Raw genomic sequence first — 12,009 nt, 5'->3', positions numbered from 1 at the left:
CCAAAATCAAAACTTCTTAAGTTGACACTCATGAGCCTACGCTGGAAGGACTATTACACTATTTAAACTTGCACACTTGGTTCTGATATTATTTATTGCCCTTTTGTAGATTTAGTTGATACCTCATTTATTCTTTTTCCTCTCCTTTCAGCAATATTCTTTGGAGAAGATAGTTGAGATAACGCATCAAAAGTTGCAGCAATCATCGCATATACATTACTAGAACCCAAAGATTTGGCAACAATATCATGAACTCCTAAAGAATCAAAGATTGCCCTCATAGCACCACCAGCAATAACACCAGTACCTGCCTTGGCTCTTCTTAAAATGACTTTAGCTGCTCCACTTTTACCAATGACATCATGATGAATAGTTCTATTTTGATAAAGAGGAATTTTAATCATATCTTTCCTTGCTTCTTGAGTAGCCTTAGCTCTAGCTTCTGTTACCTCTTTCGCTTTGCCATGACCATAACCAACCTTACCAGCTTTATCACCAGCAACAATACAAGCAGAAAAAGAGAATTTTCTACCCCCTTTTACTACTTTAGTAACTCTATTTACATCCACCAAAGTTTCTGTTAGTGCTTCACTTGTATTTTTTTTAGCTTTAGCCATTTCTTAAACCTAAAATTAAAATTTCATTTTTTTTCTTGCTGCATCAGCTAAAGCCTTAACAACACCATGATATTTATAACCACCCTTATCGAATACAACTTCTTGTACCCCTTTAAGCGATGCTCTTTCGCCTATTAAATCACCTACTTTCGTGGCTGTACCAATATTACAGTTGGATTTTTTTAACTGTCTAATTTCTTTATCTAAAGTCGAAGCAGATGCAATAGTTATTGATTGTTTGTCATCTATGACTTGTGCATATATGTGCTTTCCAGACTTAAAAATAGACAGCCTGAGTCTGTTTGATACCTTTGATATCTTAGACCTTACTCTAGCCTTTCTTATATCAAACTTTAACTTTGAACTACGCATATTTAACTCTTAAATTTTAATTTTTCTTACCTTCTTTTCTCTGAACATATTGACCTTTGCGTTTAATACCTTTACCTTTATATGGTTCAGGTGGTCTCTGCTTTATAATAATTGATATAAACTGACCTAATTTTTCTTTATCAACACTTTCCAATATAATCTGATTTTGTTTAGGAGCGGTAACTTTAATATTTTTAGGTATTTCTACTTTAGTATTATGACTTTTAGCAAGCATTAAGTTTAAATATTTATCCTTCACCAAAGCCTTATAACCAACACCGTTGACTTCAAGCTCTTCTGTAAAACCTTCTTTAACACCTTTTATCATACTATTTATTATACTTCGTGCCGTACCCCACATAGATCTAGCACTTTTAGTCTCTGTTAATGGTTTCACAAAAAGCTGATTATCTTGCAATAAAATTGCTATATTTCCTGCGAAAGTTTTTGTTAATTCTCCCTTGGGACCAACAACATTAACTTTCAACCCATCAAGTTCAACTTTCACCCCTTCAGGCACAGGGACTGGTAATTTTCCAATACGTGACATCTTTATACCTTAAAACACTTTACAAATTACTTCACCGCCAATTTTTTGGCTATGTGCTTCTCTATCTGATAAAACTCCTCTAGAAGTAGAAAGAATATAAATACCCATATTGTTATAATATCCTTTTAATTTATCAATAGAAGAATAAATCCTCTTACCTGGTTTTGAAACTCTACTTATTTCACATATAGCAGGTTTTCCATTAACAGAATATTTTAGATCCACTTCAATATGACTTATATTACCATCCTTGACAACTACATACTCTTTTATATAACCTTCTTTTTTTAAAACATCCAAAATAGCACATTTTATTTTTGAACAAGGTAGAGATATATTCATCAATTTACTTTTTTGACCATTTCTAATTCTAGTCAACATATCCGCTATATTATCTGTCATTGACATACGATAAACCTACTATTTTAACCTCAATTCGATATAAGAATTTTTATATCGAATTGGCTTTGTTATAAGAAAAAGTGTACCCTTGGAGCGACTTTTACGAGTACATTTCAACTTTTTTCATCATTCAATGGGTGATTTTAATTATTAAAACCACCCATTGAATAGAATATTACATTTTAACAATCAGGTACTGAACCGCTTCAAACCTGATTGTTTCTAGTTAACCCTTGAGTTCGATACAACTTATTATATCGAATTCAAGCTATTTTACCAACTTGCTTTAATCAAACCAGGAACTAATCCCTTACTACCAAGATCTCTCAGCTTATTTCGCGATAGACCAAATTTACTATACACTCCTCTTGGACGTCCAGTAAGCTCACACCGATTTCGAACTCTATTCATAGCTGAGTTTCTAGGTAACTTAGCTAAAACCATCACTAACGAAAATCTTTCTTCCAAAGATAAAGTTTTATCGTAAATCTTATCCTTTAATTTAGCACGCTTGTTATATAAACTTTGTGCCATCTTTCTTCTTCTATTATTCTTTTTTATAGAACTTACTTTAGCCATCTATTTTTCTTCTAAAAATTAATTATAAAAAGGCAAATTAAAGCCAGAAAGTAATAATTTACCTTCTTCATTATTCATAGCACTTGTAACAATCGTGATATCCATACCACGAATTACATCTATCTTGTCGTAATTAATCTCTGGAAAAACAATCTGTTCTTTTATACCAAAAGTAAAATTACCTCTACCATCAAAGCTTTTGCTTGAGAAACCTCTAAATTCTTTAATACGCGGTAGAGCAACGATTACTAATCTCTCTAAAAAATCATACATTCTATCTTTGCGCAGAGTAACTTTACAACCAACTTTCATACCTTCACGAAGCTTAAAAGTAGCAATAGACTTTTTGGCCTCAGTTACTAAAGGCTTTTGTCCTGAAATTAGAGTTAGATCATTGAGAGCATTATTAATTACCTTAGAATCTGCAACCGTCTGACCAACCCCCATATTAACAACAATTTTTACAACCTTAGGCATTTGATGTTTATTCTTGTACGCAAACTCTTTCTGTAAGTTTGGTACAATCTCTTTAGTGTATAAATCTTTAAACCTGAGCAACATTACTTACCTTCCTTATTACTAATAATTTCACCAGACTTCTTAGCTACTCTTACTTTAGAGCCATCTTCTAGAAATTTAAAAGCAACTTTTGTATGGTTACCTGTTTTAGGATCTATGTGAGCAATATTGGATATATGTATGGATAATTCCTTTGACACTATGCCACCTTCACTTGTTTTACTCGCCTTAACATGCTTGCGAACAATATTTATACCCGAAACAATAGCTCTATTTTGCTCAGGCAAAACCTTTAAGACCTTACCCTTTTTTCCCTTATTTTTTCCGGTGATAACAATAACTTCATCACCTTTCTTAATTTTTAGCTTAATCATTACAACACCTCTTCTGCAAGTGACATAATCTTAACGAATTTTTTTGCCCTTAATTCTCTAGTTACAGGACCGAAAACTCTTGTACCTATTGGTTCTCCTTGCTTATTCAAAAGTACTGCTGCATTAGAATCAAACTTAATTGTACTACCATCTGCCCTTCTAACACCCTTTTTTGTTCTAACAATCAGAGCCCTATGTACGTCACCTTTTTTTACTTTTCCGCTTGGCAAAGCTTCTTTTATAGATACCACAATGACATCCCCAAGATTTGCTATCATGTGATGTGAACCACCAAGCACTTTAATACACATAATTTTTTTAGCACCAGAGTTATCCGCAACATCTAAGATGCTCTGCATCTGAATCATAACTTACTTCCACTTGAGAATTTAATAACGCAACAAAATAAACAATCTAAATAACAAAGTCAAAGGATAAAACTCACTATTCTGTGACGACCAAACCTATCATTAGAGAGATGCCTTTACATCCCCTAACACCACCCAAGACTTAGTTTTAGATATAGGACGACTTTCAACTATACTAACCTTATCACCATCCTTATAAGTATTTTCTGGATCATGAGCAGCATATTTTTTAGAGACTTTTACAATTTTTTTGTATATAGGATGCTTAAACCTACGCTCTACTTTAACTGTAATAGTCTTATCAGTTTTCGAACTTACAACAACGCCCTGTAGCACTCTTTTCGGCATTTCCCTATTCTCCAGTTTTTGATCTTATAGTTAACTCTGTATTAATACGAGCTATTGTTTTTTTTACAAAAGAAAACCTGCTAGTATTTTGTAATTCACCTAATGTTCTTTGAAACCGTAGATTAAAAAACTCTTTTTTAAACAAAGTTCTCTTTTTGTGAAGCTCTTCCGTAGTCTGCCCAACCAATTCCTTTGCTGATACCCCTAAATTATTCATAACGCCTCACTATCTTTGTTCTTACAGGCAATTTTGCACTAGCAAGCTCAAGTGCTTTCGTCGCTATATCATCTGTAACCCCTTCCACTTCAAACATAATTCTTCCAGGTGATACTCTCACTGCAAAAAATTCAGTAGAACCTTTTCCTTTACCCATTCTAACTTCCGCAGGCTTCTTTGACACAGGCAAATCAGGAAAAATTTTAATCCATAATCGCCCCTGCCTTTTCATACAACGAACTGCAGCCTTTCTTGCTGCCTCTATTTGTCTTGCAGTAACCCTTAAACCATCTAACGATTTCAAGCCAAAAGAACCGAAAGCTAGCATAGTACCAGCTTTTGCTTTTGAGGGAACTCTCCCCTTATGTGCTTTTCTAAATTTTTGTTTTTTCGGAGCTAACATTATTTTACTTCAAAATTAATTATGTTTCTTTCTATTTTCCACATGATCACCCCTATAGACCCAAACCTTTATACCTATAACTCCATAAGTTGTCATAGCTTCAGCAGTCGCATAGTCAATATCAGCTCTCAAAGTATGTAAAGGTACTCTACCTTCTCTATACCACTCTGTTCTCGCTATTTCAGCTCCAGCTAAACGTCCAGAACAAGCAACCTTTATACCTAACCCTCCTTGCTTAAAGCAGGCTTGGATAGCGGTTTTCATAGCTTTTCTAAAAGACACTCTTTTCTCAAGCTGCATAGCAATCGTTTGAGCAATAATGTTAGAGTCTATATTAGGCTTCTTTACTTCATGTATGTTAATATATATTTCTTCTAAACCCGTAATTTTTTGGACAGATTTTTTTAATTTATCAATGTCGTTACCACTTTTACCTATAATAACTCCAGGCTTTTTAGCAAAAATATTAATTATAACATTCTTATTAGAAGACCTCTCTATTAATACTCTACTAACTTGTGCTTGCACATAGTTCTTATTAACTAGATTTCTAACCTCTAAATCTTGGATAAGAAGGACTTTATACTGCTTCTTATCAGCATATAACACCGAGTCCCAACCTTTAATTAATGTCGGACCAACTCTAAAGCCATGCGGATTAACTTTCTGCCCCATATCTTATTTCCCCTCAACTTCAGTAACTGTAATATATAAATTACTAAAAAATTTATTAATCCTTGTTGCTCTTCCTTTAGCTCTTGGCATAATTCTTTTCATCACCAACGCCTTACCTACAGTTGCAGAAGTAATAAACAAAGTATCAATATCTAAACCAAAATTATTTTCAGCATTAGCAACAGCAGACTGTAAACATTTTTTTACATCTTGAGCAATTCTTCTAGAGGAAAAGGTAAGCTGAATTAGAGCCTCAGACACTTTCATATTCCTAATAGAAGTTGCAACCAAATTCAATTTCCTCGGACTCACTCTAAGAGACTTAGCAATTGCTGTAGTAGAGCCTTTATTCACCTTCACCATATCTATTTTCTCTTAACTTTTTTATCTGTGCCATGACCATGAAAAGTCCTAGTTGGAGAAAATTCACCTAATTTTTTACCAACCATTTCTTCACTTACAGTAACAGGTATAAATTTATTTCCATTATGTACAGCAAATGTTATTCCAACAAAAAATGGTAAAATTGTTGACCTTCTAGACCAAGTCTGAATCATTTCTGATTTACCAGATTCAATCAATTTTTGTACTTTTTTTATCAGATAACCATCTACAAAAGGTCCTTTCCAAACTGAACGAGCCATAATTACTACCTAATTACTTTCTTCTCTTAATAATAAATTTTGATGTAAGCTTATTCTTACGTGTTTTCTTACCCTTAGTTGGGAAACCCCATGGAGTCACTGGATGGCGACCACCAGAAGTTTTTCCTTCTCCTCCCCCATGTGGGTGATCGAATGGATTCATTGCAACACCACGAACATGTGGTCTCCAACCTAGCCATCTATTTCTTCCGGCCTTACCTAAATTGGTATTCTTTTGATCAGGGTTTGAAACAACACCTATGGTAGCCTTACAATCTAACGGTATCAATCTAAATTCTCCAGATCGAAGCTTGATCTGTGCATAACCCGAATCCTTACCTACTAAATTAACAGAAGTACCAGCAGATCTTGCAATTTGACCACCTTTACCAACTTTCATTTCTACATTATGTAAAGTAGTACCAACAGGAATAGATTTCAAAGATAAACAATTTCCTACTTTTATGTCAGCTTTATCACTTGATACTATTCTATCTCCTACAATAAGCTTTTGTGGTGCTAAAATATAAGAATACTCACCATCATCGAATTTAATTAAAGCAATGAAGGAAGTTCTGTTAGGATCATATTCTATTCTTTCAACAGTGGCAAATATATCCTGTTTATTTCTTTTAAAATCGATTATACGATAAAGTCTTTTATGCCCTCCTCCTCTATGCCAAGAAGTGGTTCTACCCAAATTATTTCTACCACCAGTCTTAGATAAACCTTTAGTTAAAGGTTTATGAGGCTTACCTTTCCAAAGATCAGATTTATCAACCTGTACTAATTCTCTAAGGGATGGAGTAACTGGATTAAACGTTTTTAAAGCCATTTATTTAATACCCCCAGTAAAATCAATAGTATAATCTTTTTCTAACGTCACAATTGCTTTCTTTTTATCTGATTGTCTGCCATTAACACCCTTGAATCTTTTTTTCTTACCTTTTACATTCATTATGTTAACTTTTTTAACCTTAACCTGAAAAATCTTTTCAACAGCCGTCTTGATAGAAGCTTTCTCAGCACTACCAGCAACATGAAAAGTAAACTTATTTTGTTGCTCAGATAAAATATTGGTCTTCTCAGTGATCACAGGATTCCTAATAAGATCATAATGTTTATAAGACTTCACTTTAACCTCTTTTCTAAAGCATCTACAGCTTCTTGTGATAACAAAACATAATCATGGCGTATTATATCATAAACATTTGCACCAATTTGCGGTACTGAAATAGTATTTGGAATATTTTGTACTGCCAAAGAAAAATTGATATCAACTTCATCACCACTAACAATAAAATAACTTTTACCATGAAAATTATTTAATAATTTTATAAGATTAGAAGTTTTGGATTCATGTAATTTTAAAGAATCTACTATTAGCAGTTTTCCCTCAGCTAATTTTTCCGACAAAGCATGTTTTAAACCAAGTTTTCTAACTTTTTTTGGTAATTTTGTAGCATGACTCCTTGTTACTGGACCGTGAGAAACTCCACCACCTCTCATTTGGACAGATCTTAAAGATCCTTGCCTTGCATTACCCGTACCTTTTTGCTTAAAAGGTTTCTTTGTAGTACCAGATACTTGCGACACTGTCTTTGTTTGATGTGTACCAACCACAGCTTTAGCTCTCTGCCAATCAACAACAAGCTTGATAATATCTTCCCTAACAAAATCTACAGCAAAAACTTCGTTATCTAAATCAATCTCACCAACAGCTTCATTTTCAAGATTTAATAATTTGGCTTTCATATAGTTTATCCTATAGCTGTAATGGTTTTCTTAATAGCATCCTTAATGTAGACATAAGATCCTTTTGAACCGGGAATATTTCCACTAACTATGATTATGCTTTTTTCCATATCAGTATCGACTACTTTCAAATTTTGAATAGTAACTCTTGTATTTCCCATGTGACCAGCCATTTTCTTATTCTTAAATACTTTACCAGGATCTTGTCTACCACCAGTAGAACCATGCGAACGGTGAGACACAGATACACCATGTGAAGCTTCAAGTCCTCTAAAATTATGCCTTTTCATACTACCAGCAAAACCTTTACCAATAGTAGTACCTACAACATCTATAAACTGACCAATAACAAAATGATCCACATGCAATACAAAACCTACATCAAGGAAACAAGCTTCAGAAATTCTAAATTCCTTCAATTTTTCCTTTGGCGTAACTTGAGCATTAGCAAATACCTGCTTCATTGGTTTTGTTACTTTAGATAATTTTTTATCTTTTACCCCAATAACCAAAGCATTATAGCCATCCCTTTCTAGGGTCTTTTCTCCTACTACTTGGCAATCTTCAACTTGTAGAAAAGTAACGGTAGATCTCTCACCTTTTTCATTAAAAATTGAACTCATACCAATTTTTTTAGCAATTAAACCGGTTCTCATCACTCAACACTCTCTAACTTAATCTCAACATCAACACCAGCAGGCAAATCAACTTTTTTTAAAGCATCAACAGTCTGAGGAGTTGGATAACTTATTATCAAAAGTCTTTTCTGAATTCTAATCTCAAATTGCTCCCTTGATTTTTTATTGACATGCGGAGACCTATTAACGGTAAATCTCTCAATTGTCCTTGGCAACGGAATTGGACCAATTATATCAGCACCGGTTCTTTTAACAGCCCCTACTATTTCTCTAGTACCTTGCTCAAGCGAGCGGTGATCAAACGACTTTAAACGAATTTTGATTTTTTGATTATTTTTCATTAACTAAACCTTTTTATAAACAGCTAGACCAGTCAAAGCACATTCTTTAATAGACTTACTCTAATTAAACATATTTTGCCTAACCCTAAAAAAATAGTCATCCTGAACTTTTTCAGGATGACTATTTCTTATTATTTTATAATCTTTGATACTACACCAGCTCCTACTGTCCTACCACCTTCACGTATAGCAAAACGTACGCCCTCTTCCATAGCTATCGGAGCGATCAATGCAATTTTCAGATTCGCATTATCACCAGGCATCACCATTGTTTTACCATCTTTCAAAGTGATTTCTCCAGTTACGTCAGTTGTTCTAAAATAAAACTGTGGTCGATATTTATCTGTAAATGCTGTATGACGACCACCTTCTTTCGTGGTAAGTACATAAACTTCAGCTTCAAACTCAGTATGCGGAGTTATACTTCCAGGCTTAGCTAACACTTGACCTCTGCATACATCTTCCCTTTTAGTTCCACGCAGTAATATACCAACATTATCACCGGCTTCACCTTGATCTAATAGCTTCTTAAACATTTCCACACCAGTACAAGTAGTTTTTTGAGTATCTCTTATACCAACAATCTCTACCTCTTCACCAACTTTTACTATACCTTTTTCGATTCTACCAGTAACAACCGTACCTCTTCCAGAAATAGAAAATACATCTTCTATCGACATTAAGAAAGGTTTATCTGTATCTCTCTCAGGTTGAGGTATATATTCATCAATAACATTCATCAACTCTTTAATCACAGCTTCACCTTCAGGTTTTCCTTCTAGAACCTGTAAAGCTGAACCTCTGATAACTGGTATATCATCTCCAGGAAAATCATACATTGATAAAAGTTCTCTGACTTCCATTTCTACTAAGTCAAGCAATTCTGGATCATCAACCATATCAACTTTATTCAAAAATACAACTATTGCAGGTACGCCAACTTGCTTAGCAAGCAATATATGTTCCCTTGTTTGGGGCATTGGACCATCAGCAGCAGATACTACCAATATAGCAGCATCCATTTGAGCTGCACCACTTATCATATTCTTTATATAATCTGCGTGACCAGGACAATCAATGTGAGCATAATGCCTTTTTTTAGTTCTATATTCAACGTGAGCAGTAGCAATAGTTATACCCCTTTCCCTCTCTTCAGGAGCTTTATCAATGTCATCATAATTAGTAGCCTGTGCTCCACCTTCTTTTGATAACACTAAAGTTATTGCAGCTGTTAAAGAAGTCTTACCATGATCTACGTGTCCTATAGTACCTATATTACAATGGGGTAGATCCCTTTCAAATTTTACCTTTGCCATAATTCATTCTCCACAATTTAAGATTTAATACAATTTAACATAAAAATACAAATTTATCCAATTTCCAATTATCACCAATACTCTTGGAGCGGGTGATGGGAATCGAACCCACGTGACCAGCTTGGAAGGCTGGAGCTCTACCATTGAGCTACACCCGCGTATCTACCTAACCAACTTGTGGTGGAGGAAGAAGGATTCGAACCTTCGTACGCTCACGCGGGCAGATTTACAGTCTGCTGCCATTGACCACTCGGCCATTCCTCCAAAGAATTTACGCAAGTATTAAATGGTCTAATTAAACGTAAAGCATATATATAACTTAGTATAAGTACCAACAAATCTTTTTTGCTCTTTTCCAAGGACATTTGAACTTCGGGCTACAAGCCTTTATAAATAAGGATACAACCCTTTAATACATCAGTATTATTCCTGCACATCGCATGGGTATCAACTTAAGAGTCTCGATATCCTTCCCGTGGCAGCAATCCAAAAAACAACCCAAATGGCTGTTAGGTATCATGGACTTGCCTACACGGGAAGAACATATTTTTTGTTATAAAGCTGAAACTCAAATGACCCCGGCTCTTTTTTCTTGAACTATCCTAGGTTCTGTGAACGTTTCTATGTAATGAGTAGATTTATAGGCATTTTCGCTCGCAGAACCCTAGCGTACTAAATGTACGTGAGGATTCGAGAACGAAAATAACGACGAAATCGACCATTAGATAGAAACGTTCACAGAACCTAAATAAGCTAATATTAAACTTATATTACTTCAGAACGTTTATCAGTTGTAACTTTCTATAATAAATAGTAGTTTGTGTCAAGAATAAATTACTCTAGGTTCTAATAAGATGAGAAATAAAGCTAAAATTTCTAAAGATTTGCACTATATATACGGCAAACATCCAGTATTTGCAGCATTAAGCAACCCAAAACGTTATATTCAAAATGTTTTATGTACAGAAGATATTTTCAATTTGCACAAAAATTTAATCTCTAACCACCCATATGAGATTACCAACATAGATTACTTAACCCGTCTTTTTGGTTCAAATCATAATCATCAGGGAATAGCCGCTAACGTTAAAAGTATCTTCTCTAATCGTATTGAAGATATTGACATAACTATTCCTAATTGTAAAGTTGCTATTTTGGATCAAATAACCGATCCACAAAATATTGGTGCTATTATTCGTAGTGCAGCTTCTTTTGACATCACGACCATAATATTACCTCTAGATAATGCACCTGATGAAAATGCTACCATAGCAAAAACAGCTTCTGGAGCTTTAGAACTAGTACAAATAGTTAAAGTCACTAATTTAAGGTGGTCAATAGAATATCTAAAAAAACATGGGTTTTGGATTATTGGCCTTGATGGCAATGCAAAACAATCTTTAAGTACAAAAATATTTTCAGATAAAATGGCAATAGTACTTGGTTCTGAAGATACAGGAATCAGACGTCTAGTTAAAGAAGCATGTGATCACTTAGTTAAAATACCCATTTCAAGTAAAGTAGAAAGCTTAAATGTCTCAAATGCTGCTGCAATAGCGTTTTATTTAATTTCATTAGACTCTTGATGTCATTCCCTCTTCGGTAAGGAATCCATATTTTTAGTAGGAGGAATTCTACCAATCATTTCATCTAGTGATATTTGAAAATGATCCGCTAGGGCTATTATAATTTGACTATTTAAAGTTTTTTTACTAATGTCCACACCAATATAAGTTGTTGTCATATAGAGCCTCATGATTTATATTAATAATAGGATATGCAAGGTTTAAACCTTATGACATCCATTCGTAGTCTTTATCCAAAACAGGATGGGTCTTTGCTGAGGTATGAAGTCTTTAAAATTCAAAGCTTCAATTCGCCATACAGTTTA

Annotated in this window: 22 protein-coding genes and 2 tRNA genes; 1 reads left to right on the top strand and 23 read right to left on the bottom strand. The window is 34.2% G+C overall.

Features of this window, described 5'->3' with window-relative positions; translation table 11 throughout:
• Nucleotides 1-92 precede the first annotated feature (92 nt).
• From rpsE to AAHN00_RS11080, 22 genes are all read right to left on the bottom strand, one after another.
• On the bottom strand, nucleotides 93-617 hold the full coding sequence (rpsE, locus tag AAHN00_RS11185; RefSeq protein WP_342271307.1) for a 30S ribosomal protein S5: 525 nt from the start codon (nucleotides 615-617) through the stop codon (nucleotides 93-95).
• Between the two features lie 15 nt (nucleotides 618-632).
• A complete protein-coding gene (gene rplR, locus AAHN00_RS11180) occupies nucleotides 633-989 on the bottom strand; it encodes a 50S ribosomal protein L18 (RefSeq protein WP_341751354.1) in 357 nt (118 codons plus the stop codon).
• A gap of 16 nt (nucleotides 990-1,005) precedes the next feature.
• A complete protein-coding gene (gene rplF / locus AAHN00_RS11175) occupies nucleotides 1,006-1,539 on the bottom strand; it encodes a 50S ribosomal protein L6 (RefSeq protein ID WP_342271306.1) in 534 nt (177 codons plus the stop codon).
• 9 nt (nucleotides 1,540-1,548) lie between these two features.
• Entirely contained in the window at nucleotides 1,549-1,947 is a 399-nt protein-coding gene (gene rpsH / locus AAHN00_RS11170; RefSeq protein WP_341748186.1) for a 30S ribosomal protein S8, read from the bottom strand.
• A 267-nt stretch (nucleotides 1,948-2,214) separates the two neighbouring features.
• Complete coding sequence (rpsN, locus tag AAHN00_RS11165) at nucleotides 2,215-2,520, bottom strand: 30S ribosomal protein S14 (RefSeq protein WP_341748185.1); 306 nt, start codon at nucleotides 2,518-2,520, stop codon at nucleotides 2,215-2,217.
• A gap of 18 nt (nucleotides 2,521-2,538) precedes the next feature.
• Nucleotides 2,539-3,078, bottom strand: coding sequence for a 50S ribosomal protein L5 (gene rplE / locus AAHN00_RS11160; protein ID WP_410521449.1), 540 nt, complete (start codon nucleotides 3,076-3,078; stop codon nucleotides 2,539-2,541).
• A gap of 2 nt (nucleotides 3,079-3,080) precedes the next feature.
• A complete protein-coding gene (gene rplX, locus AAHN00_RS11155) occupies nucleotides 3,081-3,413 on the bottom strand; it encodes a 50S ribosomal protein L24 (RefSeq protein WP_342271304.1) in 333 nt (110 codons plus the stop codon).
• On the bottom strand, nucleotides 3,413-3,781 hold the full coding sequence (gene rplN / locus AAHN00_RS11150; RefSeq protein WP_341748182.1) for a 50S ribosomal protein L14: 369 nt from the start codon (nucleotides 3,779-3,781) through the stop codon (nucleotides 3,413-3,415). The genes rplX and rplN overlap by 1 nt, the downstream gene beginning before the upstream one ends.
• A gap of 102 nt (nucleotides 3,782-3,883) precedes the next feature.
• A complete protein-coding gene (gene rpsQ, locus AAHN00_RS11145) occupies nucleotides 3,884-4,129 on the bottom strand; it encodes a 30S ribosomal protein S17 (RefSeq protein ID WP_341751357.1) in 246 nt (81 codons plus the stop codon).
• A 4-nt stretch (nucleotides 4,130-4,133) separates the two neighbouring features.
• Entirely contained in the window at nucleotides 4,134-4,346 is a 213-nt protein-coding gene (rpmC, locus tag AAHN00_RS11140; RefSeq protein WP_341751358.1) for a 50S ribosomal protein L29, read from the bottom strand.
• On the bottom strand, nucleotides 4,339-4,749 hold the full coding sequence (rplP, locus tag AAHN00_RS11135; protein WP_342271303.1) for a 50S ribosomal protein L16: 411 nt from the start codon (nucleotides 4,747-4,749) through the stop codon (nucleotides 4,339-4,341). Before rplP ends, rpmC begins: the two co-directional genes overlap by 8 nt.
• A gap of 15 nt (nucleotides 4,750-4,764) precedes the next feature.
• Nucleotides 4,765-5,424: a 30S ribosomal protein S3 gene (gene rpsC / locus AAHN00_RS11130; protein WP_342271302.1), complete on the bottom strand. Its 660-nt coding sequence runs from the start codon at nucleotides 5,422-5,424 to the stop codon at nucleotides 4,765-4,767.
• A 3-nt stretch (nucleotides 5,425-5,427) separates the two neighbouring features.
• On the bottom strand, nucleotides 5,428-5,787 hold the full coding sequence (gene rplV, locus AAHN00_RS11125) for a 50S ribosomal protein L22 (RefSeq protein ID WP_341751360.1): 360 nt from the start codon (nucleotides 5,785-5,787) through the stop codon (nucleotides 5,428-5,430).
• Nucleotides 5,788-5,789: 2 nt separating this feature from the next.
• Nucleotides 5,790-6,068 carry a 30S ribosomal protein S19 gene (gene rpsS, locus AAHN00_RS11120; protein WP_341748176.1) on the bottom strand — a complete coding sequence of 93 codons (279 nt, stop codon included), beginning with the start codon at nucleotides 6,066-6,068 and terminating at the stop codon, nucleotides 5,790-5,792.
• Nucleotides 6,069-6,081: 13 nt separating this feature from the next.
• The gene (gene rplB, locus AAHN00_RS11115) at nucleotides 6,082-6,903 is read right to left on the bottom strand and encodes a 50S ribosomal protein L2 (RefSeq protein ID WP_341748175.1); all 822 of its coding nucleotides are present in this window, start codon (nucleotides 6,901-6,903) and stop codon (nucleotides 6,082-6,084) included.
• Nucleotides 6,904-7,203 (bottom strand): 50S ribosomal protein L23, encoded by a 300-nt coding sequence (gene rplW / locus AAHN00_RS11110; protein ID WP_342271301.1) that lies wholly within the window; start codon nucleotides 7,201-7,203, stop codon nucleotides 6,904-6,906.
• On the bottom strand, nucleotides 7,200-7,823 hold the full coding sequence (gene rplD / locus AAHN00_RS11105; protein WP_342271300.1) for a 50S ribosomal protein L4: 624 nt from the start codon (nucleotides 7,821-7,823) through the stop codon (nucleotides 7,200-7,202). The genes rplW and rplD overlap by 4 nt, the downstream gene beginning before the upstream one ends.
• 5 nt (nucleotides 7,824-7,828) lie before the next feature.
• The gene (rplC, locus tag AAHN00_RS11100) at nucleotides 7,829-8,479 is read right to left on the bottom strand and encodes a 50S ribosomal protein L3 (RefSeq protein ID WP_342271299.1); all 651 of its coding nucleotides are present in this window, start codon (nucleotides 8,477-8,479) and stop codon (nucleotides 7,829-7,831) included.
• Nucleotides 8,479-8,802 (bottom strand): 30S ribosomal protein S10, encoded by a 324-nt coding sequence (gene rpsJ, locus AAHN00_RS11095; protein ID WP_341748171.1) that lies wholly within the window; start codon nucleotides 8,800-8,802, stop codon nucleotides 8,479-8,481. Before rpsJ ends, rplC begins: the two co-directional genes overlap by 1 nt.
• A gap of 131 nt (nucleotides 8,803-8,933) precedes the next feature.
• Nucleotides 8,934-10,118, bottom strand: coding sequence for an elongation factor Tu (gene tuf / locus AAHN00_RS11090; protein WP_342271298.1), 1,185 nt, complete (start codon nucleotides 10,116-10,118; stop codon nucleotides 8,934-8,936).
• Nucleotides 10,119-10,202: 84 nt separating this feature from the next.
• A tRNA-Gly gene (locus tag AAHN00_RS11085) sits at nucleotides 10,203-10,276 on the bottom strand.
• Nucleotides 10,277-10,296: 20 nt separating this feature from the next.
• A tRNA-Tyr gene (locus tag AAHN00_RS11080) sits at nucleotides 10,297-10,382 on the bottom strand.
• 590 nt (nucleotides 10,383-10,972) lie between these two features.
• Here AAHN00_RS11080 and rlmB point away from each other — a divergent pair.
• Nucleotides 10,973-11,704: a 23S rRNA (guanosine(2251)-2'-O)-methyltransferase RlmB gene (rlmB, locus tag AAHN00_RS11075; RefSeq protein ID WP_342271297.1), complete on the top strand. Its 732-nt coding sequence runs from the start codon at nucleotides 10,973-10,975 to the stop codon at nucleotides 11,702-11,704.
• A gap of 2 nt (nucleotides 11,705-11,706) precedes the next feature.
• Here the strand turns inward: rlmB and AAHN00_RS11070 are convergent, their stop codons facing one another.
• On the bottom strand, nucleotides 11,707-11,862 hold the full coding sequence (locus AAHN00_RS11070; protein WP_342271296.1) for a hypothetical protein: 156 nt from the start codon (nucleotides 11,860-11,862) through the stop codon (nucleotides 11,707-11,709).
• Nucleotides 11,863-12,009: the final 147 nt, after the last annotated feature.

The organism is Candidatus Tisiphia endosymbiont of Parasteatoda lunata (assembly GCF_964030955.1).
In the GTDB taxonomy this organism is placed as follows: Bacteria; Pseudomonadota; Alphaproteobacteria; order Rickettsiales; family Rickettsiaceae; genus Tisiphia.
The sequence above is the reverse complement of the archived record's forward strand: the minus strand, read 5'-3'. Positions and strand labels throughout refer to the sequence as shown.

What these genes read in the sequence shown, in the direction of transcription:
- rpsE (WP_342271307.1), bottom strand. Translation starts at nt 617, where the DNA reads ATGGCTAAAGCTAAAAAAAATACAAGTGAAGCACTAACAGAAACTTTG.
- rplR (WP_341751354.1), bottom strand. Translation starts at nt 989, where the DNA reads ATGCGTAGTTCAAAGTTAAAGTTTGATATAAGAAAGGCTAGAGTAAGG.
- rplF (WP_342271306.1), bottom strand. Translation starts at nt 1,539, where the DNA reads ATGTCACGTATTGGAAAATTACCAGTCCCTGTGCCTGAAGGGGTGAAA.
- rpsH (WP_341748186.1), bottom strand. Translation starts at nt 1,947, where the DNA reads ATGTCAATGACAGATAATATAGCGGATATGTTGACTAGAATTAGAAAT.
- rpsN (WP_341748185.1), bottom strand. Translation starts at nt 2,520, where the DNA reads ATGGCTAAAGTAAGTTCTATAAAAAAGAATAATAGAAGAAGAAAGATG.
- rplX (WP_342271304.1), bottom strand. Translation starts at nt 3,413, where the DNA reads ATGATTAAGCTAAAAATTAAGAAAGGTGATGAAGTTATTGTTATCACC.
- rplN (WP_341748182.1), bottom strand. Translation starts at nt 3,781, where the DNA reads ATGATTCAGATGCAGAGCATCTTAGATGTTGCGGATAACTCTGGTGCT.
- rpsQ (WP_341751357.1), bottom strand. Translation starts at nt 4,129, where the DNA reads ATGCCGAAAAGAGTGCTACAGGGCGTTGTTGTAAGTTCGAAAACTGAT.
- rpmC (WP_341751358.1), bottom strand. Translation starts at nt 4,346, where the DNA reads ATGAATAATTTAGGGGTATCAGCAAAGGAATTGGTTGGGCAGACTACG.
- rplP (WP_342271303.1), bottom strand. Translation starts at nt 4,749, where the DNA reads ATGTTAGCTCCGAAAAAACAAAAATTTAGAAAAGCACATAAGGGGAGA.
- rpsC (WP_342271302.1), bottom strand. Translation starts at nt 5,424, where the DNA reads ATGGGGCAGAAAGTTAATCCGCATGGCTTTAGAGTTGGTCCGACATTA.
- rplV (WP_341751360.1), bottom strand. Translation starts at nt 5,787, where the DNA reads ATGGTGAAGGTGAATAAAGGCTCTACTACAGCAATTGCTAAGTCTCTT.
- rpsS (WP_341748176.1), bottom strand. Translation starts at nt 6,068, where the DNA reads ATGGCTCGTTCAGTTTGGAAAGGACCTTTTGTAGATGGTTATCTGATA.
- rplB (WP_341748175.1), bottom strand. Translation starts at nt 6,903, where the DNA reads ATGGCTTTAAAAACGTTTAATCCAGTTACTCCATCCCTTAGAGAATTA.
- rplD (WP_342271300.1), bottom strand. Translation starts at nt 7,823, where the DNA reads ATGAAAGCCAAATTATTAAATCTTGAAAATGAAGCTGTTGGTGAGATT.
- rplC (WP_342271299.1), bottom strand. Translation starts at nt 8,479, where the DNA reads ATGAGAACCGGTTTAATTGCTAAAAAAATTGGTATGAGTTCAATTTTT.
- rpsJ (WP_341748171.1), bottom strand. Translation starts at nt 8,802, where the DNA reads ATGAAAAATAATCAAAAAATCAAAATTCGTTTAAAGTCGTTTGATCAC.
- tuf (WP_342271298.1), bottom strand. Translation starts at nt 10,118, where the DNA reads ATGGCAAAGGTAAAATTTGAAAGGGATCTACCCCATTGTAATATAGGT.
- rlmB (WP_342271297.1), top strand. Translation starts at nt 10,973, where the DNA reads ATGAGAAATAAAGCTAAAATTTCTAAAGATTTGCACTATATATACGGC.
- AAHN00_RS11070 (WP_342271296.1), bottom strand. Translation starts at nt 11,862, where the DNA reads ATGACAACAACTTATATTGGTGTGGACATTAGTAAAAAAACTTTAAAT.